Below are 16219 nucleotides of genomic sequence, written 5' to 3'. Positions count from 1 at the left end.
AGCTGGGCGCAAGCTCGCTGGTTCATCCGCACCGTCATCACAGATCGTCTCCACAACGCTCAAGATGGTCGAGTGCTATCTGCGAGTCGATCTCCCCACCTGTGGGGGAGATGCCCGGCAGGGCAGAGGGGGGTGAGCGACGCACTCTACGCCCCCTGTCAACCTCATCCACTGATCTTCGAAAAATCCGCAACCGTTCCCGTCGCTTCGCGAATGGCCTTGAGCAGGGCCAGACGGTTGGCGCGGATGGCGTTGTCTTCATCATTGACGAGGACGTCTTCGAAGAACTTATCGACCGGTGCGCGCAGCGTCGAAAGCGCCTGCATGGCGGAGCGGAAGTCCTCCGTCTCGACGGCCTTGGCGGCATCGGCGGATGCGGTCTTGATGGCAGCGTAGAGCGCCTTTTCCGCGTCGAGCTTCAGCAACTCTTCCGAAACGCTGTCAGCCACCACAGTTCCCTTCTTTTCTTCCGCAGCCAGAAGCTGGGTGGCCCGCTTGGTGCCGGCCAGAAGGTTGATGCCATCCTGATCCGTCACGAAAGCCGTCAGCGCTTCGACGCGACGGGCGACCATGAGTAGATCGTCGGTCTCGGGCGTGAGGACAGCTTCGATGAGATCGTAGCGAGCGCCGAGATCGCGGAGGTAGACTTTGAGGCGATCATGGAAGAAAGAGAGGAGGTCTGAAGCGCGACTTTCCTCCCATGCCTGGATTGGTAGTTTGTTGATCTCATCAAACCCGTACATCTTATAGTTTGCGTCATCACTATTCTCATTACCTGCCAACTGGCCTAACCAGCCGCCGATATATTGCTTCTCAATTATCCGGCTTAAAACATCAAATTGCCGAGCATCAGCCTTCAGAAATTGAGCAAGCAAGTGCCGCCCCGAGAATATAAATATGTCCGCTAGGCCCAACCGAACATTCCGCTCCAAAATCATCCGGACCACACCCAGCGCCGCACGACGCAGCGCAAACGGGTCTTTCGAACCCGTCGGCTTTTCATCGATGGCCCAGAAGCCGACGAGGGTGTCGAGCTTGTCGGCGAGCGCTACGGTCAAACCAACCTTATCTTCCGGCAGACGGTCGGAGGGGCCATTGGGCTTCCAATGATCTTCTATCGCGGCGGCGACTGATGATGGTTCACCCTGAAGCGCCGCGTATTTGCGGCCCATCAGGCCCTGCAGTTCCGGGAATTCACCAACGGCTTCTGTGCGCAGGTCGGCTTTGGCAAGAACCACGGCGCGGTCTACGAGATCAGCATCGGCACCGATGACCGGTGCAAGCTGCTTGGCCAGTTCACGGATGCGCGCCACGCGCTCACCCTGTGTGCCGAGCTTCGCGTGGAACGTGACGTTCAGCGCATCCAGCTTGGCCATGCGCTGGTCCAGCGGCTTGGTCAGGTCCAAGTCAAACTTTGCGGCGGAATCTTTTAGCGTTTCAAGGTCCGGCAGGTCGCCCTGGTCGCGGGTCCAGAAATGTTTGGCATCCGACAGGCGGGCGCGCACGACCTTGCCGTTGCCGTGCATGATTTCCTTGCCGCCATCTTTCGCCTCGATGTTGGAGACCAGAATGAAGCGGTTGGAGAGGCCTTCGGTCGCACCCTGTGGACGGGTGACGAAACACTTCTGGTTGGTCTTGATGGTGAGGCGGATGATTTCGGCGGGGATTTCGAGGTAATCTTCCTCGAATGTGCCAATCAGCACCTGCGGCCATTCCACCAGGCCGGAGACCTCTTCCAGCAGACCCTCATCCTCCACCAGGTCCAGACCGTTGGCGAATGCCAAATCCTTGGCGTCGTGCAGAATGATGTCCTTGCGGCGCTCGGCATCCAGAATGACCTTGGCTTTTTCCAGATTGGCGGAATAATCCTCGAACCGGCGAACGGTGATGGCTTCAGGCGCATGGAAGCGGTGGCCATAGGTGATGTTGGATGCAACGATGCCGTCGATCTCGAAAGGAATGATCTTCGTCTCGTCATGTTCAGGGCCGAACAGGCAGACGATGGATTGCAGCGGACGCACCCAGCGCAGGCTTTCAGACCCCTTGCCCTCGATGCCGCCATAGCTTGAACCCTTCGGCATGGAGGCCGAGCCGGAGCGCATGGATTTCGGCCACGGGAAACCCCTGATAATGCCGGGCATCACATCCGCAATGATATCTTCCGCCGGGCGGCCCGGCTTGTTGATGATGGCGATATAGAAATCACCCTTCTTCGGATCGCTGACGACCTGCGCTTCCGAGACCGACGACAGACCGGCACCGCGCAAAAAGCCCTCAATGGCCTTCTCATTGGAGTCGGTCCGCGGACCCTTCTTTTCCTCACGCACATCGGCAGAGCGCGCATTGAGGCCGCGAATATCCAGCGTCAGGCGGCGCGGCGTCCAATATTCGCGCGCACCCTCATAGGTCAGGCCTGCTTCCACCAGCGCATCGGTAACAAGCTTCTTCAGATCACCCGCCGCCTTGCGCTGCATGCGGGCGGGGATTTCCTCGGAGCGAAGTTCGAGCAGAAGATCAGGCATATCTATTTTCCGGTCTGATGGATTTTCGGTTGGCCTCTGCTAGCAAAATTTGAGGCGGGTGCACAATTGTTAATATCGGGTGGAGGTTCTGCTGTTGGCGTTTGCGGGTGTGGCTTATACACGTTGTCTTCGTAGCTGCCACGCCCACCGCCCTCATGCTGAGGTGCTTTGGCCGAAGGACAAAGCCTCGAAGCATCCGCCGCGCACTCTGCCCTAAGCCCGCTACCCTCGTCCTTCGAGGCCCCTGCGGGGCACCTCTCCTTCGACAAGCTCAGGATGATGGATGAGGGTAGCTACCGTCGTATGCGTGCGTGCAAGGCAACCTCCCCCGCACAGAAGCCTTGACCCGCAGCCCCTACCCATGGCACCTGTCCGCATCCGAAGTAAGTAAGTACTTACTGACAACAATCGATGGCCGTGATGACTGCAATGACCGACGTTCCAGACCATATGAACCCGAAGCGTTCCTTTCAGGCGCTGATCCTGACGCTGCACAATTACTGGGCCGACAAGGGCTGCGCGGTGTTGCAGCCTTATGACATGGAAGTGGGCGCAGGGACGTTTCACCCGGCAACAACGCTGCGGGCGCTGGGGCCGAAGCCATGGAAGGCCGCCTATGTGCAGCCATCGCGCCGTCCATCCGATGGGCGCTACGGTGAAAACCCCAATCGCATGCAGCATTATTACCAGTATCAGGTCATTCTGAAGCCAAACCCGTCCAATTTGCAGGAACTCTATCTGGGTTCGCTGAAGGCAATCGGTCTCGACCCGTTGCTGCATGACGTGCGCTTTGTGGAAGATGACTGGGAAAGCCCCACGCTGGGTGCCTGGGGTCTGGGTTGGGAATGCTGGTGCGATGGCATGGAAGTGTCGCAGTTCACTTATTTCCAGCAGGTTTGCGGCATTGAATGCTCTCCCGTTGCGGGTGAGTTGACCTATGGTCTGGAGCGTCTGGCCATGTATGTTCAGGGCGTCGATAATGTCTACGACCTGAACTATAACGGCCGCGAAGGCGACGAGAAGATTTCCTATGGCGATGTGTTTTTGCAGGCCGAACAGGAATATTCCCGCCACAACTTCGAATATGCCGACACCGCCATGCTGCACCGCCACTTCATCGATGCGGAAAAGGAATGCCAGGCGCTGCTGGCGGCGGGAGCGCCGGGCGAAAATGCCAACCAGATGCTGCACAAATGCGTGTTTCCGGCCTATGACCAGTGCATCAAGGCATCCCACGTCTTCAACCTTCTGGATGCACGCGGCGTGATTTCCGTGACCGAGCGGCAGAGCTATATCCTGCGCGTTCGCACATTGTCCAAGGCCTGTGGCGAAGCGTTTTTGATGACGGATGCGGGCGGCGCGAACTGGAACAAGGCTGCCTGACGACTTATTTTGACAGGCGATGACATGGCTGGCTGGAACGACTATCGTCCGGCTGGAACGCAGGTTTTCTGAGGGGGAATGGGACATGTTTATCGCACTGGCAATCATCGCGGCAATCGCGGTTTATGTCGTCTTCATCTATAACGGCCTCGTTTCGGCGCGACAGATGACGGAGGAAGCGTGGTCCGGTATCGACGTGCAGCTGAAGCGCCGCGCCGATCTCATTCCCAACCTCATCGAGACCGTGAAGGGCTATGCCGCCCACGAGAAAACCACGTTTGAGGAAGTGGTGGCCATGCGCAACCGCGCTCAAGCCGTGCCCGCCGGTGATGTCGAGGGGCGTGCGCAAGCCGAAGGACTGTTGAGCCAGGCGCTGGGCAAGCTGTTTGCGCTGGCGGAAGCCTACCCGGACCTCAAGGCCAATCAAGGCTTTCTGGAATTACAAAAATCGCTGGACACCATCGAAGGCGAAATTCAGATGTCTCGCCGCTATTATAATGGTTCGGCGCGGGATCTGAACGTCAAGGTGGAGAGCTTCCCCTCCAACCTCGTCGCGCGCAATTTCGGCTTTATCAAAGCCCCGTTTTTCGAGATCACCAACGAGGCGGACCGCGCCGTTCCTTCCGTGAAATTCTGATACTAAAAACCGGCATCTGGCTGGTTGAGAAAACGATAACGCCATGATCGAACTGACCATCACCCCGCCAAACCATCCGCTTTCCGGCAAGGTGGAGCCGCCCGGCTCCAAATCCATCACCAACCGCGTGTTGCTGCTGGCCGGTCTTGCCAAGGGCCGCAGCCTTCTCACCGGCGCGCTGAAAAGCGATGATACACTCTATATGGCAGACGCTTTGCGCGCCATGGGCGTGACGGTGACCGAGCCGGATGCGACAAGCTTCGTGGTGGAAAGCAGCGGCGTATTGACCGCGCCCGACAAGCCGCTTTTCCTCGGAAATGCCGGCACGGCCACACGGTTTCTGACGGCGGCGGTTGCATCCGTGGAGGGCACCATTGTGGTTGATGGTGACGAGCATATGCGCAAACGGCCGATCCAGCCGCTGGTCGAGGCGCTGAACGCGCTGGGCATCGAAGCGGAGGCGGCAACCGGCTGCCCACCGGTGACGGTGACGGGCAACGGTCAGGGCTTCACCAAAGGCAGCGTCACCATCGATGCCAATCTTTCCAGCCAATATGTCTCGGCTCTTCTTATGGCGGCACCGTGCGGCGCACAGCCGCTGGACATTATTCTGGCGGGTGAGGATATCGGTGCCAAGGGTTACATCGACCTGACCGTGTCTGCCATGGAAGCCTTCGGCGGGACGGTGGAGCGGGTCAGCAACGCCATCTGGCGCGTGCACCCGACAGGCTACAAGGCCACCGATTTCCACATCGAGCCGGATGCATCCGCCGCCACCTATCTCTGGGGTGCTGAACTGCTGACGGGCGGCCAGATCGATATCGGCACGCCATCCGACAAGTTCACCCAGCCGGATGCCAAGGCCTATGCCGTCATGGCGCAGTTTCCGAACCTGCCCGCCGAAATCGATGGCAGCCAGATGCAGGATGCCATTCCGACGATTGCCGTGCTGGCCGCTTACAACACAACGCCGGTACGCTTCGTCGGCATCGCCAATCTGCGGGTGAAAGAATGCGACCGTATCAGGGCGCTGTCGCTCGGCCTCAACGCAATCCGCGAAGGGCTGGCCGAGGAAGACGGCGACGACCTCATCGTGCATGCCGATCCCGACCTTGCGGGGCAAACGGTATCTGCCTCCATCGACACGTTCCACGACCACCGCATTGCCATGAGCTTTGCGCTGGCTGGTCTGAAGACCAGCGGCATCGCCATTCAGAACCCTGCTTGCGTGGGCAAGACCTATCCGGGTTACTGGAAGGCGCTCGGTTCACTGGGTGTGGATTACAGCGAAACCGGACAGGACTGATTTTAGGGAGCGCGCCGACCGTGAAGACCATTGCTGCCAGATGTCTCGCACTTTTCGTCTTCATGCTCGCGGCCCTTCCCGCTGCAGCTGAGGAGTTCATCAGCTCCTATCATTCGGTGGTGGATGTCGCCAAAAGCGGTGAGCTGACGGTGACGGAAACGATCACGGCTCGCTCCGAAGGCAACCGGATCAAGCGCGGCATTTTCCGTGATTTCCCGCTCTATGCGCTGGACAAGAACGGCCGCCGCACCAAAGTCGGCTTCAAGGTTCTATCGGTGGAGCGAGATGGCGCACCAGAAGACTGGCGAACCGAAAGCATCGATGGCGGCATTCGCATCTATACCGGCAATGCCGACCGGTTTTTGCAGACCGGCGATCATGTTTTCCAGATTACCTACACCACCGACAGGCAGATCCGCTATTTCGACATCTATGACGAGTTGACCTGGAACGTGACCGGCAATGGCTGGCAGTTTCCCATGCGCGACATCTCCGCCACCGTTTCCCTGCCTGAAAACGTGACGCCGACCGATACCGCTGTCTTTACCGGAAAGCTTGGCGCGACCGGCAAGGACGCACGCGTGATGACCGAGGGCAACGAGGTGTTCTTCGCTTCGACGCGCCCCTTCTATCAGGGCGAAGGCATGACGATTGCAGTGAAACTGCCGAAGGGTGCAATCGACGCGCCATCGGCTGCGCAGGCGCGGAGTTGGTGGTTGCAGGACCATTTGGGTTCGGTGCTGGGTGTTTCCGGCTTCATGCTCATCCTGCTTTATTATTACCGGGCTTGGTCAGCTGTTGGCCGCGATCCTGCCAAAGGCATTATCGTGCCGCGTTGGGACGCGCCGGAAGGATTGTCGCCTGCGCTCGTCAACTACGTCGATAATCACGGTTTTTCCGATAATGGCTGGACGGCGTTTTCCGCCGCCGCCCTCAACCTTGCGGTCAAAGGTTACGTGGTGCTGGAGGATTTGAAGAATTCGCTCATCATTCGTCGCACCGAAAAGCCGATCGAGGGCAAGTTGCAGGCGGGTGAGGCAACGCTGATCAATACGGTCGATGAACCGGGCATGGCATTCGAGATCAAAAAGGAAAACGGCTCACGGGTCGTATCGCTCGGCAATGCTTTTCGCAAAGCGATCGAGTCGGAGCATAGTGGCAAATATTACCATGGCAATGTTGGCTTCATCATCTTAGGCATTTTCCTGTCCATCTTCATCGTCTTAGCAGTTTTGTTGTTCGGCAATTTCGAGCCTGAAGCCCTTGTTGCGATGTTCGTTATCGGCATCATGACCTTTGTCGGAACGATTTTTGCACTCCTATTCGGGAAATCGTTGACGCGTGGTGGATCTCTGCTCAAGCGCATAGGTATGATCGTCGTTCTTGCGCTGGTGGGATCGATGCTGATCTCCGGTATTGGCGGAGCGATCACCATCGTCTCGCTGGAAACGCTCGAAGCACTGCACTTGCCCGCCATCATGTCCGTGGCCGGTATCATCACCGCTAACATCGTGTTTGTTATGCTGATGGGCGCGCCGACCCCGTTGGGGCGCAAACTGATGGACGGAATCGAAGGACTGCGGCTTTACCTGACGGTTGCCGAACAGGACCGGATGAACATGCAGGGCGCGCCGCAAATGTCGCCGCAGCATTTCGAAACCCTGCTGCCCTACGCGGTGGCGCTGGGCGTCGAGAAACCCTGGAGCGAGACGTTCGAGACGTGGCTGGCGAATGCCCAAGCGGGAGAATATTCGCCTGGATGGTACAGCGGTAACTACAGCAATTTCGGAACCCGCATTGGCGGCTTCTCCTCCACCATGGCATCGACCATTGCTTCAACGATACCGGCACCGGTCAGCTCGTCTTCGTCGAGTTTTTCCGGTGGCGGTGGTTCGTCTGGGTCTGGTGGCGGTGGTGGTGGAGGCGGTGGCTGGTGAGCCAACTGCTTGAGGCCTGATCAGACCTCGTCTTCCTTCTTGACGCGGTATTCGCCAGTCTTCGGATCTTTGATCAGCGTGCCGGTGGCACCGGTCTCACGCTCTTTTTCCTGCCGTTTGGTTTTCTCGGACAGTTTTTTCGCATCGCCAACGAAGCGTTTGTAAAGAATGATCGCCCCGAACATGAGCAGGGCGAGCGTTATCAATTGGGCCATCTATCGTTTGTCCATCAAAATCCGTAACGCGCCCACAATGCCTTTTCTTCCGCCACTTCCGCAAGCCCCGAAGCGGTGGATGCAGCGATTGACTGGGCATGCAGATCGACGCCGGGCAATTTCTTACCGAAGAAATTGCGCGCGCCGCTGACAAGCTGAAGCTTGACCTTATCGCCGTAACGACGGCGCAGCACATCGCGCATATCGCCAAGACCATCGATGAGCCCCAGATCGAGGCCGCGCATACCGGTCCAGAACAGGCCCGAGAAGAGCGCCGGATCGTCCTTCAGCTTTGAACCACGGCGCAGCTTGACCATGTCGATGAAAACATTGTGGATTTCAAGCTGAAGCGACTTCAGATATTCGATATCGCCTTCCTTCTCCGGCTGGAAAGGATCAAGAATCGCCTTGTTCTGACCTGCCGTATAGACACGCCTTTCAACACCGATCTTCTTCAGCATTTCCGGGAAGCCGAAACCGCCGGAAACGACGCCGATAGAGCCGACGATGGAGGTAGGATCGGCAATGATCTCGTCCCCCGCCAGCGCAATCATGTAACCGCCGGATGCCGCCACATCTTCCACGAAGATCAGGACTTTCTTGTTCTTTTCTTCGGCCAGCTGGCGGATACGGTTATAGATCATCCGCGACTGGACCGGCGAACCACCGGGTGAGTTGAGGGTAATAGCGACGACCGGCGCGTCCTTCATGCCGAAAGCTTTGTCCAGCAGCGGCGCATAGGATGCCAGATTGAGTGCCGGACGAAACTGACTGCCGCCTGCCATAATGGCCCCATGCATACGGACCACGGGAATGATCAGCTCCGTCTTACGAAACCGCTTCGGCACCAGTCGCTTCAAAATTCCAGCCATCTTATCCTCATCGTCATTCCTATGTGAACCGATGTGGGTATGGCTGGGGTAAAGACAATGGTGGGGGTGGTGATAATTTGGTGAGGGGTGAGTGGGTGTGTGCTTTAACGACCTGATGCCACTGGCCCGCAACCCTCGTCCTTCGAGGCTCCGGCTTCGCCTCCGCACCTCAGGATGAGGGTTGCTGCGTTGAGCCCAGCACAGAAGGGCGCATCGGAAGGATGGGTTGCTATCGGTTGAGCCCAGCACAGACAGACACCTCCTCTTCGGCAGGCTCAGGATGGGTGAGGGTTGCTGGGTCGAGCCCGTGGCTCTGGATAGTTGAGGGTTGCTACCGTTGAGCCTGTTGCTCCGCAGCGGTAGCGGCCCTCACCCTGAGGTGCCCCGCAGGGGCCTCGAAGGGCGGGGGCTGCGGACTATTTTACTCCAAAAGGCAAAACACCCGCAGTTTTCAGCATTGAACTGGTTGCGCAAGCACAGCAAATTCCCGCCATGGAAGTAACCATCTATATCGTTCGTTGCTGCGATGGATCATATTATACCGGACTGACGAAGCAGTCCGTGGAAGCCCGCGTGTGGGAACACAACGCCGGTATCTACGATGGATACACCTCCAAACGCCGCCCGGTGGAACTTGTGTTTACAGAGACCTATGACCGCATTGTCGATGCAATCGAGCGGGAGCGCCAAATCAAAGGCTGGTCCCGGCGCAAGAAGGAAGCTTTGATTGCGATGGCCTATGACACGCTGCCGGAGCTTTCGCGAAGGGGACCAGCGGTCGCTAAGCAACCAGCTTAAACTAGGGGCCGCCCTCGATGGTTCGAGGCTCCGCCCTTCGGGCCGCGCGCCTCACCATAGGGCGGAGAGACGTTGCGGCATCCGTCGCTTCCGACCACCCGCAACCCTCGTCCTTCGAGGCTACGGCTTTGCCTCCGCACCTCAGGATGAGGGCTGCTACCGTCGAGCCCTTAACTCTTGGTCTACACTGCGGAGGCGACTCCGCACCTGAGCTAAGTTACTCATGATGGGGGTTGCTGCGCCGAGACTAATTCCGATTCCGTCCATACCCTACCCGTCCATTGCTCAAATCATCCACCACCGACAAAAACGCGTGGCTGTCGTTTTCGTGCATTGTCAGCGGCGCGCGGAAAGTGAGGCGTGCTCGGGAGCACTTGATGGCGGTGACGAGCATTCGTACCGCGTCCTCGCCTGCCCTTGGGTGGATGAGGGTAATCTCCAGGCCGCCGAAGCGGCGACCGCAGGCGGTGATGATGTCGGCTATGGATTGGGGGCGGGCGATGAGGGAGAGTTGGCCGCCGGGCACCATGATGGCGGCGGCGGTTCTCAGCCAGTTTTCGAACAGATCGTCCGTCATGGCATGGGCTGCGGCTTTCAACGCATCCGGGGCTTTACGATCGCCTGCGTCATTATAAGGCGGGTTCATGATGACGTGGTGGAAATGGTTGTCGAGCAGCCCCGCTTCCCTGCGGGCATTGGCGCGCAGGGTGACATCTGCCTGTTGGACGCGGATACGATTTTTAAAAATGGCATTGGCCGGAAGTTGCAGGCTTCGCTGCGCGAAATCGACCATTTCCGACGAAAACTCAAACAAGGTGATGTCAGCCTTTTCCAGACGTGAGGCCACCGCCATGCCTGCGGCCCCGGCTCCAGCCCCAAGGTCAGCCACGCGACACGCGGTATCATCAGCTACGAGAGAGGCCAACAGCATTGCATCCATACCAGCCCTGTGGCCCCTGCCCTTTGGCTGTAAAATCTGGAAGCGTCCGCGATGAAACGCATCGACTGTTTCGGAAACGGTGGCTGCCATGGGTTTTCAAGCCTTGTCGTCGCGCAGCTCGTCTGCAAGCCCGGCATCGGTCAGAATGCGGCGCGCCTCGTCGCCGCGCTCTTCCTCCACCAGAAAACGACGGGGAAGAAGCCCGAGCGAACCTTCGAGAATGCTCATGCCTTGATCGGCGATGAGGCAGTGGATGCCGGCGTCTTTCATCAGGCTCTGCGAGAAGGACAGAAGAACGGCATCGTTTGTACGGATCAGTTCACGCATAGGTCAGTTTCCACCCCAAATCCCATCTTTTTGAACGGTGTGAGGCAATTCGCCCCTTGCCGCTTCCATCGACGCTTTCTATTGTCGGCCCCAATAGTGAACAGGAGTCCGGACCGTTGGGCGTCGTCATACCGCTTGAAGAAAGCAAAAACAAACTCGCATCCGTCAAGCCGCTTGTCGACCTGACCCTTCCTGACATGGAAAGGGTTAACCAGCTTATTCTTTCCAAGGCCGGTTCAGATGTCCAGATGATACCCGAAGTGGCCAACCACCTGATCTCATCGGGTGGAAAACGCCTGCGACCCATGCTGACCCTCGCATCCGCCGCCATGTTCGATTATAGGGGCGACCACCACATCAAGCTGGCGACCAGCGTCGAGTTCATGCACACCGCCACCCTGCTGCATGACGATGTGGTGGATGAGAGTGATCTGCGCCGCGGCAAATCCACGGCTCGCACCATCTGGGGCAATCAGGCCAGCGTTCTGGTTGGTGACTTTCTTCTCGGCCAGGCCTTCCGGATGATGGTGGAAGTCGGCTCGCTGGATGCGCTGGATGTGCTGTCCACAGCTGCCTCCGTTATTGCCGAGGGCGAAGTTCTTCAGCTTTCCGTTGCCAAGAACATGGAAACGACCGAAGACGATTACCTTCAGGTCATTCGCGCCAAGACGGCAGCGCTGTTTGCCGCCGCCGCCGAAGTGGGCCCCATCGTTGCCAAAACCGACAAGGCCACCCGCAGCGCGCTGAAATCCTATGGCATGAATCTCGGCCTTGCCTTCCAACTGGTGGATGACGTGCTGGATTATGGCGGCAAGTCTGCCGATCTGGGCAAGAACACCGGTGACGATTTCCGCGAAGGCAAAATCACGCTTCCCGTTATCCTGTCCTATCGTCGCGGCACGGTGGAAGAGCGCGCTTTCTGGAAGCGAGCGATTGAAAACGGCGAGAGCACGGATGAAAATCTGGAGACGGCACTCGGCCTCATCAGGAAGTATAATGGCCTTGCGGATACCATTACCCGCGCCAACCATTATGGTACCATTGCCCGTGATGCGCTGGCGCCTCTGCCGCAAAGCCCGTGGAAAAACGCGCTGATGGAAGTGATCGACTTCTGTATCGACCGGGTGAACTGAAGGCCTTCAGGCATCGCGAAACCATTCAGGCATTTCGCGATGCCAACATCTCACAAATCGAATATCAGGCGCAGAATTTCTTGCGGGCTTGCTTCAAAAAAGCCATTCTGTCGTGACGTGGTGCGTCATCGCCTGAATCGTTTCGGTTCGGGCAGGACAATCCAGTTCAAGCATTACAGCGTCAAGGTGCATCCGCTTGCGCCGAACTGTAAGGCGGCAGCGGAAATTTCGGTGCATATGCACAAAAGCAAAGGTTCCTTTATGCGGCGCAAACCAGCATTTCGTCTTCTCTGTGGCGCGGCTTTCATCGCCGCACTCTCCATAAGCGCTGGCCCTACCGCCGCCTTTGCCGAGACGAAACCTGCCGAAAAGGCTCAGGAAACGGTGACTTTCGACCCCGCAAAGGTCAACACTTTCTCCGGCGCGTTTCTGGCAGCCCGCACAGCCGATGTGGATCAGGATTTCGCTACCGCCATCACGCTCTACCAAAAAGCCTTGGAATTCGACACGGCCAATGTGGAAATTCGTCAGCGCCTGATGATCGCACAGTTGCTGAGTGGCGATTTCGAAGCCGGTGCGAAGATTGCTGATTCGCTGAAGGACGATTCGTCCGTAGAGCGCGTGACCACCATCATTCGTGCTCTGGCGGCCATCAAGCACAAGGAATTTTCCGCTGCGGAAAAAATCCTGAAATATACCGGCCCCAACGATCTGGACCGCATGGTCAACACGCTGTTGACCGCATGGGCGCGCGCCGGTGCTGGCAAAGGCAAGGAAGCCCTGGCTCTCGTCAATGGCATGAAGGGACCGGGCTGGATCTCGATCTTCCAGAAATATCATGCCGGTGCCATAGCGCTGGTTACGGGTAACACCGAAGCTGCCCGCAAAAACCTGAACGATGCCGTCGCGGACCGCGAAGGCGGTGCGACTGCGACCGATACTTACATGCGCGCCGTGATGGCATTGGCCCGGCTGGAGGCCAAAGCTGGCAACAAGCAGAAGGCGCTGGACACCATTGCCGTTGGCGATACATTCGCGCCGAACTATGCGCCGCTGAAGGCTTTGCGCCAGAGCATCGAAAAGGGTGAAAAGCCCGATCAGCAGGTCGAGACCGCTGAAGAAGGTGCGGCTTCCGTGATGTTCTCCATTGCCGGTGCATTGAACCGCGAAGGTGCGGAAGAAATCGTCACGCTTTACCTTCAGACATCGCGTGCACTCGACCCGAAAAGCGCCGACACGCTGATCCTGCTCGGTGGTCTTGCCGAAGCGCAGAAGCAGCCGGACCGCGCCATTGCGTTCTACCGCGAAGTGCCTGCGGATTCGCCGATGCACCGTATCTCCGAATTGCAGCTTGGCCTGACGCTGGCGCAGACGGACAAGGTGGAAGAGGCGCGCAAGCACCTCAAATCATTGCTCGACTCCGATCCAACCGACATTCGCTCCTATCTTGCCTATGGCTCGGTCTTGTCCGATGCCAAGGACTACGCGGCCATGGCTGCGAACTATGACAAGGCCGTCGAGGTCATCGGTGCCGTGCCGAAGAAGACCGACTGGACCATCTTTTTTCAGCGTGCCATCGCCTATGAGCGCCTGAAGCAGTGGGACAAGGCGGAACCCAACTTCAAACGGGCGTTGGAACTCAACCCTGAGCAGCCCCAGGTTCTGAACTATCTGGGTTATTCCTGGGTGGACAAGAATATGAACCTCGATGAGGGGATCGACATGATCCGCCGCGCCGTCGAGCTTCGTCCGAATGATGGCTACATCGTCGATTCGCTTGGCTGGGCGCATTTCCGCCTCGGCGCTTTCGATGAATCGGTGACGGAACTGGAACGGGCTATCGAGTTGCGCGCTGGCGATCCGACCATCAACGACCATCTGGGTGACGCCTATTGGCGCGTGGGTCGCAAGATCGAAGCGGTCTATCAGTGGAACCGCGCTCTGATCGGCGATAGCGACGATGTCGACAAGGCGAAGGTGAAGGAAAAGATCGCCAACGGCCTACCGCCGCTGGAAAAAGACGCGCAGAACACAGCCAAGAAGGATCAGGCCACACCACAGCCGCCCGTGGCACCTGCCCCTACCCCGGACAAGAAATCCTAAGGCGCTATGCTCTCGCATAAGCCTATAGGAGCGGTCGAAACGATAGAGGCCGCTCCTGCCAAAATCAATCTCGCGCTACATGTGACAGGTCAGCGGGCAGATGGGTATCATCTGCTCGAAATGCTGGTGACGTTTACTGAAGTGGGCGACGTCGTTCACATTGAAGACGCGCTGGAAGACCGTTTTTCCATCTCCGGACCGTTCTCCCAAACTCTCATGCAAAGCGATGCCGGAGACAATCTGGTGCTCAAGGCACGGGATTTGCTGCGTCAGGCATCCGGGCTCGAATTTCGGCCGGTTGCCATTCATCTTGAGAAAAATCTGCCCGTTTCATCGGGAATCGGTGGTGGATCGGCGGATGCGGCAGCGACTTTGCGTGTTCTGTGTCGCCACTGGAACATCGCATTAGCACCCGGAAAACTCGCTGAGATCGCCCTTAAACTGGGGGCCGATGTGCCAATGTGCCTTGCCAGTCAGCCGCTGATTGCACGCGGCATTGGTGAAGACATCGAAATGCTCCATGACATGCCGGTGTTGAACCTCGTTCTCGTCAATCCGCTAAAAGGTGTCTCGACACCGGAGATTTTCAAGCGCCTGACGAGCAAGAACAATCATACGCTGGGAGAACGTGGCGATGAACCATGGATGGCCTTTATCGGCAAAAGCCGCAATGATCTCGAGCCGCCAGCGCGGGCGGTTTTGACCGAAATCGGCGAGGCATCTGACCTGCTGTCACAGGCCGGTGCTGAACTGGTGCGCATGTCCGGTTCCGGCGCGACCTGTTTCGGGATTTTTTCGACTGTGCAGGGCGCTGAAACTGCGGCTAACACGCTTCGCCAACAGCGCCCCGGCTGGTATGTTCAATCAACGAAAACCATAGATGGGCTGCCAAGATGACTGTTGAAAGAGCGTTTATTCCCGTCGGCATCGCGGTCCTGACCGTCTCCGACACCCGCACGTTGGCCGACGACAAATCCGGCGATACACTTGTCGCCCGCATTGCCGAGGCTGGTCATCTTTTGGTGGACCGCGCCATCGTGGCGGATGATAAGGCAGCTATCGCGGCGCAGGTGCGCAGTTGGACGCTGTCCGACGAGATCGATGTGGTCATCACCACGGGCGGCACGGGTTTTACCGGGCGGGACGTGACACCGGAGGCGCTGGAGCCGATGTTTGAGAAGCGCATGGATGGCTTTTCCGCCGTTTTCCACCGCATTTCCTATGACAAGATCAACACATCCACCATCCAATCGCGCGCAACTGCGGGGCTTGCCAATTCCACTTTCATCTTCGTACTGCCCGGCTCTCCCGGTGCCTGCAAGGATGCATGGGACGGAATCTTGAAGGCGCAACTGGATTACCGCCACATGCCCTGCAATTTCGTGGAGATCATGCCGCGTCTGGACGAGCACCTGAAGCGCGGCAAGGCGCAAGGGTAACTAGCGCGCCGCGCGCAGCACCCAAGAAGGTATAAGCTCCGCGCTCAGGCGACGGGTTTTCTGCGATTTGGGGAAATGATCGAGCGGCATGCCGGACTTTGCTATTGACAGCGCTTCCTGCTTGGCTAACAGCAGGCCATATTCCAGCGGCGGTCTGCGCCGTATGAAACGCGACAGAAACGATGGGCGGTAGTGGCGCGAGGGAGCAAAGCGTGCCGGCATCCTGCTCAGCGCCGTATATTCGCTGATGTCAGCGATCCAGCCGTTTTGCGGGCGGCTGCCCGGCTCCATCATCAATATCCACTCGCCGCGTGCCGAGCCGATGATATCCCTGATGTCCCATTCCGTATGAAACCGGCAGCCAGCGGCTTCAGCCACACGCTCAGAGCCGTCGCTGGAGGCGTGGTCCAACACGATGACGTCACTGATCAGCCCTTCCACGGCACCCGAAACGAGCGTGGAAAGGGTATGAGCAAGCTCCGGCTCCTGATCCCGGCATTCCATGATGACTGTCAGCATATGTCTATCAGCTTGTGATCCCTATGATCGATAAAATAGCAAAGCCTGCGCCGGCACAACATTTCATCGATAAAATTCCTACCGCAAT

Annotated in this window: 15 protein-coding genes; 9 read left to right on the top strand and 6 right to left on the bottom strand. The window is 58.1% G+C overall.

The genetic code is table 11. The features are described from left to right. Window positions 1–164: 164 nt before the first annotated feature. Window positions 165–2522, bottom strand: coding sequence for a glycine--tRNA ligase subunit beta (gene glyS / locus CPJ18_RS11930; RefSeq protein ID WP_103658502.1), 2358 nt, complete (start codon window positions 2520–2522; stop codon window positions 165–167). A 420-nt stretch (window positions 2523–2942) separates the two neighbouring features. On the opposite strand from glyS, the gene CPJ18_RS11925 reads away from it, so the two are divergent. From CPJ18_RS11925 to CPJ18_RS11910, 4 genes are all read left to right on the top strand, one after another. Further along, window positions 2943–3905 (top strand): glycine--tRNA ligase subunit alpha, encoded by a 963-nt coding sequence (locus CPJ18_RS11925; protein WP_077103531.1) that lies wholly within the window; start codon window positions 2943–2945, stop codon window positions 3903–3905. An 85-nt stretch (window positions 3906–3990) separates the two neighbouring features. Next, window positions 3991–4542 (top strand): LemA family protein, encoded by a 552-nt coding sequence (locus tag CPJ18_RS11920; RefSeq protein WP_103659087.1) that lies wholly within the window; start codon window positions 3991–3993, stop codon window positions 4540–4542. Window positions 4543–4585: 43 nt separating this feature from the next. Next, window positions 4586–5848: a 3-phosphoshikimate 1-carboxyvinyltransferase gene (locus CPJ18_RS11915; RefSeq protein ID WP_103658500.1), complete on the top strand. Its 1263-nt coding sequence runs from the start codon at window positions 4586–4588 to the stop codon at window positions 5846–5848. Window positions 5849–5868: 20 nt separating this feature from the next. Continuing rightward, window positions 5869–7785 carry a DUF2207 domain-containing protein gene (locus CPJ18_RS11910; RefSeq protein ID WP_103658498.1) on the top strand — a complete coding sequence of 639 codons (1917 nt, stop codon included), beginning with the start codon at window positions 5869–5871 and terminating at the stop codon, window positions 7783–7785. A 20-nt stretch (window positions 7786–7805) separates the two neighbouring features. Here CPJ18_RS11910 and CPJ18_RS11905 read toward each other — a convergent pair whose 3' ends face one another. Next, a complete protein-coding gene (locus tag CPJ18_RS11905; RefSeq protein ID WP_103658496.1) occupies window positions 7806–8000 on the bottom strand; it encodes a hypothetical protein in 195 nt (64 codons plus the stop codon). 14 nt (window positions 8001–8014) lie between these two features. Beyond that, window positions 8015–8872 carry a S49 family peptidase gene (locus CPJ18_RS11900; RefSeq protein ID WP_167397886.1) on the bottom strand — a complete coding sequence of 286 codons (858 nt, stop codon included), beginning with the start codon at window positions 8870–8872 and terminating at the stop codon, window positions 8015–8017. Window positions 8873–9364: 492 nt separating this feature from the next. On the opposite strand from CPJ18_RS11900, the gene CPJ18_RS11895 reads away from it, so the two are divergent. Next, window positions 9365–9670: a GIY-YIG nuclease family protein gene (locus CPJ18_RS11895; protein WP_103658494.1), complete on the top strand. Its 306-nt coding sequence runs from the start codon at window positions 9365–9367 to the stop codon at window positions 9668–9670. Window positions 9671–9917: 247 nt separating this feature from the next. Here the strand turns inward: CPJ18_RS11895 and CPJ18_RS11890 are convergent, their stop codons facing one another. Further along, window positions 9918–10700, bottom strand: a complete 783-nt coding sequence (locus CPJ18_RS11890) for a tRNA1(Val) (adenine(37)-N6)-methyltransferase (RefSeq protein ID WP_103658492.1) — start codon at window positions 10698–10700, stop codon at window positions 9918–9920. Between the two features lie 6 nt (window positions 10701–10706). Next, on the bottom strand, window positions 10707–10937 hold the full coding sequence (locus CPJ18_RS11885; RefSeq protein ID WP_103658490.1) for a putative signal transducing protein: 231 nt from the start codon (window positions 10935–10937) through the stop codon (window positions 10707–10709). Window positions 10938–11053: 116 nt separating this feature from the next. On the opposite strand from CPJ18_RS11885, the gene CPJ18_RS11880 reads away from it, so the two are divergent. The 4 genes from CPJ18_RS11880 (at window position 11054) to moaB (ending at window position 15612) form a co-directional block, all read left to right on the top strand. Continuing rightward, window positions 11054–12070 (top strand): polyprenyl synthetase family protein, encoded by a 1017-nt coding sequence (locus tag CPJ18_RS11880; RefSeq protein WP_077103827.1) that lies wholly within the window; start codon window positions 11054–11056, stop codon window positions 12068–12070. Window positions 12071–12331: 261 nt separating this feature from the next. Further along, window positions 12332–14173 (top strand): tetratricopeptide repeat protein, encoded by a 1842-nt coding sequence (locus tag CPJ18_RS11875; protein ID WP_103659085.1) that lies wholly within the window; start codon window positions 12332–12334, stop codon window positions 14171–14173. Window positions 14174–14179: 6 nt separating this feature from the next. Then, window positions 14180–15070, top strand: a complete 891-nt coding sequence (locus CPJ18_RS11870; protein ID WP_103658488.1) for a 4-(cytidine 5'-diphospho)-2-C-methyl-D-erythritol kinase — start codon at window positions 14180–14182, stop codon at window positions 15068–15070. Then, window positions 15067–15612, top strand: coding sequence for a molybdenum cofactor biosynthesis protein B (gene moaB / locus CPJ18_RS11865; RefSeq protein WP_103658486.1), 546 nt, complete (start codon window positions 15067–15069; stop codon window positions 15610–15612). Before CPJ18_RS11870 ends, moaB begins: the two co-directional genes overlap by 4 nt. Here moaB and CPJ18_RS11860 read toward each other — a convergent pair whose 3' ends face one another. Continuing rightward, entirely contained in the window at window positions 15613–16131 is a 519-nt protein-coding gene (locus CPJ18_RS11860) for a glycosyltransferase family protein (protein ID WP_103658477.1), read from the bottom strand. Between the last annotated feature and the right edge of the window lie 88 nt (window positions 16132–16219).

The organism is Agrobacterium rosae (assembly GCF_002915175.1).
Taxonomy (GTDB): domain Bacteria; phylum Pseudomonadota; class Alphaproteobacteria; order Rhizobiales; family Rhizobiaceae; genus Agrobacterium; species Agrobacterium rosae.
This window is presented reverse-complemented; position numbering and strand designations above follow the sequence as displayed.

Excerpts from the sequence above, each read along its gene's own strand:
- CPJ18_RS11905 (WP_103658496.1), bottom strand. The coding sequence starts at position 8,000 with ATGGCCCAATTGATAACGCTCGCCCTGCTCATGTTCGGGGCGATCATT.
- moaB (WP_103658486.1), top strand. The coding sequence starts at position 15,067 with ATGACTGTTGAAAGAGCGTTTATTCCCGTCGGCATCGCGGTCCTGACC.
- CPJ18_RS11860 (WP_103658477.1), bottom strand. The coding sequence starts at position 16,131 with ATGCTGACAGTCATCATGGAATGCCGGGATCAGGAGCCGGAGCTTGCT.
- CPJ18_RS11900 (WP_167397886.1), bottom strand. The coding sequence starts at position 8,872 with ATGGCTGGAATTTTGAAGCGACTGGTGCCGAAGCGGTTTCGTAAGACG.
- glyS (WP_103658502.1), bottom strand. The coding sequence starts at position 2,522 with ATGCCTGATCTTCTGCTCGAACTTCGCTCCGAGGAAATCCCCGCCCGC.
- CPJ18_RS11895 (WP_103658494.1), top strand. The coding sequence starts at position 9,365 with ATGGAAGTAACCATCTATATCGTTCGTTGCTGCGATGGATCATATTAT.
- CPJ18_RS11885 (WP_103658490.1), bottom strand. The coding sequence starts at position 10,937 with ATGCGTGAACTGATCCGTACAAACGATGCCGTTCTTCTGTCCTTCTCG.
- CPJ18_RS11915 (WP_103658500.1), top strand. The coding sequence starts at position 4,586 with ATGATCGAACTGACCATCACCCCGCCAAACCATCCGCTTTCCGGCAAG.
- CPJ18_RS11870 (WP_103658488.1), top strand. The coding sequence starts at position 14,180 with ATGCTCTCGCATAAGCCTATAGGAGCGGTCGAAACGATAGAGGCCGCT.
- CPJ18_RS11890 (WP_103658492.1), bottom strand. The coding sequence starts at position 10,700 with ATGGCAGCCACCGTTTCCGAAACAGTCGATGCGTTTCATCGCGGACGC.
- CPJ18_RS11925 (WP_077103531.1), top strand. The coding sequence starts at position 2,943 with ATGACTGCAATGACCGACGTTCCAGACCATATGAACCCGAAGCGTTCC.
- CPJ18_RS11920 (WP_103659087.1), top strand. The coding sequence starts at position 3,991 with ATGTTTATCGCACTGGCAATCATCGCGGCAATCGCGGTTTATGTCGTC.
- CPJ18_RS11875 (WP_103659085.1), top strand. The coding sequence starts at position 12,332 with ATGCGGCGCAAACCAGCATTTCGTCTTCTCTGTGGCGCGGCTTTCATC.